The 6492-nt window shown below is 57.6% G+C and carries 6 protein-coding genes; 4 read left to right on the forward strand and 2 right to left on the reverse strand.

The window, feature by feature from the left end; translation table 11 throughout:
- Positions 1-144: 144 nt before the first annotated feature.
- On the reverse strand, positions 145-591 hold the full coding sequence (gene mscL / locus KDX30_RS29195; protein WP_087272638.1) for a large-conductance mechanosensitive channel protein MscL: 447 nt from the start codon (positions 589-591) through the stop codon (positions 145-147).
- 195 nt (positions 592-786) lie between these two features.
- On the opposite strand from mscL, the gene radA reads away from it, so the two are divergent.
- A complete protein-coding gene (gene radA, locus KDX30_RS29200) occupies positions 787-2154 on the forward strand; it encodes a DNA repair protein RadA (RefSeq protein ID WP_027902284.1) in 1368 nt (455 codons plus the stop codon).
- Between the two features lie 125 nt (positions 2155-2279).
- On the opposite strand, the gene KDX30_RS29205 is transcribed toward radA, so the two are convergent.
- Positions 2280-2648 (reverse strand): PilZ domain-containing protein, encoded by a 369-nt coding sequence (locus KDX30_RS29205; RefSeq protein ID WP_027902283.1) that lies wholly within the window; start codon positions 2646-2648, stop codon positions 2280-2282.
- 282 nt (positions 2649-2930) lie between these two features.
- Here KDX30_RS29205 and KDX30_RS29210 point away from each other — a divergent pair, with 282 nt between their 5' ends.
- The 3 genes from KDX30_RS29210 (at position 2931) to yjiA (ending at position 6358) form a co-directional block, all read left to right on the forward strand.
- Positions 2931-5006, forward strand: a complete 2076-nt coding sequence (locus KDX30_RS29210; protein WP_027902282.1) for a carbon starvation CstA family protein — start codon at positions 2931-2933, stop codon at positions 5004-5006.
- A gap of 19 nt (positions 5007-5025) precedes the next feature.
- Positions 5026-5223 (forward strand): YbdD/YjiX family protein, encoded by a 198-nt coding sequence (locus KDX30_RS29215; protein WP_027902281.1) that lies wholly within the window; start codon positions 5026-5028, stop codon positions 5221-5223.
- 157 nt (positions 5224-5380) lie between these two features.
- Positions 5381-6358, forward strand: a complete 978-nt coding sequence (yjiA, locus tag KDX30_RS29220) for a GTPase (RefSeq protein ID WP_122396253.1) — start codon at positions 5381-5383, stop codon at positions 6356-6358.
- The last annotated feature ends 134 nt before the right edge of the window (positions 6359-6492 follow it).

Genomic DNA, 6492 nt, shown 5'->3' on the forward strand with positions numbered 1-6492 from the left:
TTCGCAGTAGTTTCCGTGGGAGCGAATTCATTCGCGAAAGCGGTATTCCAGACACTGAATCAGTGCCAGACGCACCGGCCTCTTCGCGAATGAATTCGCACACAGGTGCCCTTATTCCATTCGTAGATTCCGCAGTCTAATTCCTCAAACCGGATGTTTCGGATCCACGGTAATCGGTGCCGACGGCTGATGCTGTTCCTTCAACAGGTCACGGATTTCACCCAGCAGCAGTTCCTGCTTGGTTGGAGTCGGCGGCAGGGTTGGCGCCTTGGCTTCTTCGCGCTTCAGGCGATTGATCGCTTTCACGCCCATGAAAATTGCGAAGGCGACAATGATGAAGTCGATAACCGTCTGGATGAATTTGCCGTAAGCCAGCACTACCGCAGGGGCCGCGCCTTCTGCAGGTCTGAGGATAACGGCGAGGTCACTGAAGTCCACACCGCCGATCAGCAGCCCGAGAGGCGGCATGATGACATCGCCGACGAACGACGAAACGATCTTGCCGAATGCCGCACCAATGATGATACCGACGGCCATATCGACCACGTTACCTTTGACGGCAAAGGCTTTGAACTCGCTTAGTACGCTCATGGGTCATTCCTTGTAACTGATGAGATTGTCCAGTGCAGTGTAAGTCAGCTGCACGGGTTGCGCTGGGCACCCTGCAATCGACCGGGCTTTTCTGACGAAGTTTTATGAAGTTTCTCAGAAAGGGAGTGCCGCAGGCTTACCGACGCGCTGACAGCAGCTGCGTTATGATTGCCAACTTTTACCGATGGGGTTGTCATGGCCAAGGCCAAACGCTTGTATGGCTGCACTGAGTGTGGCGCGACTTTTCCCAAGTGGGCCGGGCAGTGCAGCGAATGCGGCGCCTGGAACACACTGGTGGAAACCGTACTGGAAAGCGGCAGCGCTGCGCCTCCGAGCGGGCGTTCCGGCTGGACCGGTCAGCAGACCCAGATCCGTACGCTGGCCGAGGTCAGTGTCGAGGAGATCCCGAGGTTCTCCACCAACTCGGCCGAGCTGGACCGGGTACTGGGTGGCGGTCTGGTCGATGGCTCCGTGGTGCTGATCGGCGGTGATCCCGGAATCGGCAAGTCCACGATCCTGCTGCAAACCCTGTGCAACATTGCCGAACGCATGCCTGCGTTGTACGTGACGGGCGAGGAGTCCCAGCAGCAGGTCGCGATGCGCGCCCGTCGGCTCGGACTGCCGCAGGACAAGCTGCAGGTCATGACCGAAACCTGCATCGAAAATATCATTGCCACCGCCAAGATCGAAAAGCCCAAGGTCATGGTGATCGACTCGATCCAGACGATTTTCACCGAGCAACTGCAATCTGCTCCGGGTGGCGTCTCGCAAGTGCGTGAGAGTGCGGCCTTGTTGGTGCGTTATGCCAAACAGAGCGGCACGGCGATCTTCCTGGTAGGCCATGTCACCAAAGAGGGCGCATTGGCGGGCCCGCGAGTGCTTGAGCATATGGTGGACACGGTTCTGTATTTCGAAGGCGAATCCGATGGCCGTTTGCGCTTGCTGCGTGCGGTGAAGAACCGCTTCGGTGCGGTCAACGAGCTGGGCGTATTCGGTATGACGGACAAGGGGCTGAAAGAAGTCTCGAACCCGTCGGCGATTTTTCTGACCCGGGCTCAGGAAGAAGTGCCGGGCAGTGTGGTGATGGCGACCTGGGAAGGTACGCGTCCGATGCTGGTGGAGGTTCAAGCGCTGGTAGATGACAGCCATATGTCCAATCCCCGTCGCGTGACATTGGGCCTGGACCAGAATCGTCTGGCGATGCTACTGGCGGTCTTGCACCGGCATGGCGGCATTCCTACTCACGATCAGGATGTTTTCCTCAACGTAGTGGGCGGCGTCAAAGTTCTGGAAACGGCGTCTGATCTGGCGCTGATGGCGGCGGTCATGTCCAGTTTACGCAATCGTCCATTGCCTCATGATTTGCTGGTGTTCGGTGAAGTAGGGCTGTCCGGCGAGGTGCGTCCGGTGCCGAGTGGTCAGGAGCGTCTCAAGGAAGCCGCCAAGCACGGCTTCAAGCGGGCGATCGTACCGAAAGGCAACGCGCCAAAAGAAGCCCCGCCGGGATTACAGATCATTGCAGTGACACGTCTGGAACAGGCACTGGATGCGTTGTTTGAATAACGTTCGAGAGGCCGTGTAGGAGCGCGCTTGCCCGCGATGAGGCCAGTACATCCGATAAACAGCTGCGCCTGAAATACCGTAATCGCGGGCAAGCGCGCTCCTACAGTTAAAAACCATGCAGATCCTTAAACCTCAATCAGCGCCGCCAACTCACGCTCCAGCTCATCATGATCAGCCAGGTTCAGTTCGATCAGTCGTCGCAGGTGGCTAATTGAGTCGAGCGTAATGTGCTCACAGACGAACCCCAGCTGCCCGTTTTCATCGTGGGCCAGTCTCACGTCCATTTGCACATGCACTTCATTGCTCAATTTGATATCGGCGTTGAATGCCTGTTCGGTATCGGCGTGCCAGGGTTCGGGGCGCTCTATGAGCATGCCTTTGAGGGAGAGGTCTACGAGTTGAACCTGCCAGTTTCGGTCACCCTGGCTCAGTTGGGTTTTCGCATCGAAGGCGATGCGTTTAAAGCGTCGGCGGTCATCGTTGGAGTCGGTCATCGAATCACTTCTCTTGGAATCGTGTGACGTGCTGTCAGCGGTTAAACGCCTGTCGAGGCGTCGCCTGTAACGACGATAGTCCTGATCCTGCTTTCCCGATAGCTTTCATACCCGGATTTACACTTCGTCCGCCTTTCGAGCCGCGTCTTGTGATCAGGTTCAATGGCGTTTTTTAAGTGAATCGTTTCTTTTACGCTCTAGACCTTGGTTGGGGTGGCCTTTCGCGACGGCGCAGCTAAACTCGCGTAGCTGGTCTTTCAGTCATCTGCTGGAATATAAAAAATGAAAAATAATAATAGCCTCATGCGCCATGTGCCCTGGCTAATCGTTGCAATTATCGGAGCATGTGCTCTGGGGGTCGTGGCCTTGCGCCGCGGGGAAGCAATCAACGCCTTGTGGATCGTGGTCGCTGCGGTCGCCATCTACCTGGTTGCCTATCGTTATTACAGTCTGTTCATTGCCCGGCACGTCATGCAACTCGACCCGCTGCGGGCAACTCCAGCCGTGGTCAACAATGATGGTCTGGACTATGTGCCAACCAACAAACACATTCTTTTCGGTCACCACTTCGCTGCGATTGCTGGCGCCGGACCTCTGGTCGGGCCGGTGCTCGCCGCACAAATGGGCTACCTGCCCGGCACGCTCTGGCTGATCGCCGGTGTAGTGTTGGCCGGTGCGGTGCAGGATTTCATGATCCTGTTCCTGTCCACACGCCGTAACGGTCGCTCGCTGGGCGACATGGTGCGTGAAGAAATGGGCCGCATCCCCGGCACTATCGCGCTGTTCGGCTGCTTCCTGATCATGATCATCATCCTTGCGGTGCTGGCGCTCATTGTGGTCAAGGCCCTGGCTGAAAGCCCGTGGGGCATGTTCACCGTGCTGGCGACCATCCCGACGGCGATGTTCATGGGCATTTACATGCGCTACATCCGCCCGGGTCGCATCGGCGAAATCTCGGTGATCGGTGTGGTGCTGTTGCTGCTCTCGATCTGGGTCGGCGGCATGGTTGCTGCCAGTCCTGAATGGGCGCCGATGTTCACCTTCACCGGTGTGCAGATTACCTGGATGCTGGTGGGCTACGGTTTTGTCGCGGCCATGCTGCCGGTCTGGCTGCTGCTGGCACCGCGTGACTACCTGTCGACCTTCCTGAAAATCGGCACCATCGTTGCCTTGGCCATCGGCATTCTGATTCTCGCACCTGAGCTGAAAATGCCTGCGCTGACCCAGTTCACCGATGGTACTGGTCCAGTCTGGAAAGGGACGCTGTTCCCGTTCCTGTTCATCACCATTGCGTGCGGTGCGGTATCGGGCTTCCACGCGCTGATCTCTTCCGGCACTACGCCTAAGCTGCTGGATAACGAAACCAACGCCCGTTATATCGGCTACGGCGGCATGCTCATGGAGTCCTTCGTGGCGATCATGGCGATGGTTGCGGCTTCGGTCATCGAGCCTGGCATCTACTTTGCCATGAACAGCCCGGCGGCAATTGTGGGCGGTGATGTGGTGACTGTGGCCCAGACGGTCAGCAGTTGGGGCTTTGCGATTACGCCTGAGCAACTGACAGCAGTGGCGAAGGACATTGGCGAGAACACAGTCCTGGCCAGAGCCGGTGGTGCACCGACCCTCGCGGTGGGCATTGCGCAGATTCTGCACCAGGCCTTGCCAGGTGCCAGCACCATGGCGTTCTGGTACCACTTCGCAATTCTGTTCGAAGCCCTTTTCATTCTGACGGCGGTTGACGCTGGTACACGTGCCGGTCGCTTCATGCTGCAAGACCTGTTGGGCAGCTTCGTTCCTGCCCTGAAACGCACCGAGTCCTGGACGGCCAACGCCATCGGCACCGGTGGTTGCGTGGCGCTGTGGGGGTACTTGCTGTATCAGGGAGTTATCGATCCACTGGGCGGCATCAACACCTTGTGGCCTCTGTTCGGTATCTCTAACCAGATGCTGGCAGGTATCGCGCTGATGTTGGCAACCGTTGTCCTGATCAAAATGAAGCGCCAACGTTACATCTGGGTCACCATGCTGCCAGCGACCTGGCTGCTGATCTGCACCGTAACAGCTGGCTTCATCAAGCTGTTCGATAGCAACCCTGCAGTGGGTTTCCTGGCCTTGGCCAAGAAATACAGCACTGCGGCTGATGCGGGTCAGATTCTGGCTCCAGCCAAGACCATGGATCAGATGCAGCACGTGATCTTCAACGCTTACACCAACGCGACACTGACGATTCTGTTCCTGTTCGTGGTGTTCAGCATCCTGTTCTACGCGCTGAAAGTCGGCGTCGCGGCATGGGGCAACAAAGAGCGTACGGACAAGGAAGCGCCTTTCCAGGCGTTGACGACTCCGACCAACGTTTGAAAGACAAGAGGATCTGCCCATGTTCAACGACCTGAGTCGCCTCGGGAAATACCTCGGTCAGGCAGCGCGCCTGATGGTGGGCATGCCTGACTATGACAATTACGTCGCGCATATGCAGGTCAAACACCCTGATAAGCCGATGATGGACTACGAAACGTTCTTCCGGGAACGCCAGGAAGCCCGTTACGGCGGCAAGGGTGGGCCGAAGTGCTGTTGATCAGCAGGCGCGGTTAGTCATTTGTTGAATCCTGTGGGAGCGAGGCTTGTCCGCGATAAGGTTGAACGCGATCTAAAGTGAATCGCATCCAGCCTTATCGCGGGCAAGCACCGCTCCCACAGTTGTTTTGTGTTGTTTGGTAAATACAGGAGCACCCATGACCACCCTGCAACCTATTCCCGTCACTGTCCTCAGCGGCTTTCTCGGCGCGGGCAAGACGACGTTGCTGCGTCATTTGCTCAAGACCGAGCACGGCCTGAAGATCGCTGTGATCGAAAACGAATTCAGTGATGCCGGAATCGACACTCAGTTGCTGGGGGCCGAGCCCGTGCAAGTCATGACCCTGTCCAACGGCTGCGTCTGCTGCACCATCCACACCGACCTGACCAAGGCCTTGTTCTTGCTGCTGGAGCGTCTGGACAGCGGCGAAATCGCCTTCGACCGTCTGGTGATCGAATGCACCGGCCTGGCTGATCCTGCGCCTGTCGCACAGACCTTCTTCATCGACGAAGAGCTGCGCGAGCGCTACATCCTCGATGGCATTATCACGCTGGTGGACGCGGCCAACGCCGACACGCATCTGGCGCAGACCATCGCTCAGGCACAGATTGGTTTCGCCGACCGTCTGCTGGTGAGCAAACGTGATCTGGTCGACGACGCTGCTTTCGACGCCCTCAGCGATCGTTTAACCCGCATTAACCGCCGCGCACCGATCCGTGTCGTGGAGCACGGCCAGATTGATCTGGCAGAGTTGCTGGATGTCCGGGGGTTCAACCTCAATGCCGACTTGGGCGGTGGCATGAGCTTGCGGCCCGTTGCGCCTGCTGGCCATTCACTGGACCGGATCAGCAGCCTGGTGCTGCGCAGTGAAGCGCCACTGGATATCGACAGGCTCAGCGAGTTCATGAACGAACTGCTCGAAGAGCACGGCTCGCAGTTGTTGCGCTACAAAGGCGTGCTGAACATAGCGGGCGAGCCCAGGCGTATGGTGTTTCAGGGCGTACTGAAGCTCTATGGCTTCGACTGGGATACCGAATGGGAGGAGGGCGAAAAGCGCGAAAGCGTGATCGTTTTTATCGCTGATGAACTGCCAGAAGAAAAGATCCGGGCGGGGTTTGCCAAGGTTTCCGAGTAGATATTTGTAGGAGATCGCCGTTTGTCCCTGACACCATGCTGTCGCCAGGCAAACTGTGACCTGTAGGAGCGCGCTTGCCCGCGATCGCGTCAGCACAGGCGATATATTCATCGAGTGACAGATCGAATCGCGGG

The sequence above is a fragment of the Pseudomonas quasicaspiana genome (assembly GCF_021147825.1).
Taxonomy (GTDB): Bacteria; Pseudomonadota; Gammaproteobacteria; order Pseudomonadales; family Pseudomonadaceae; genus Aquipseudomonas; species Aquipseudomonas quasicaspiana.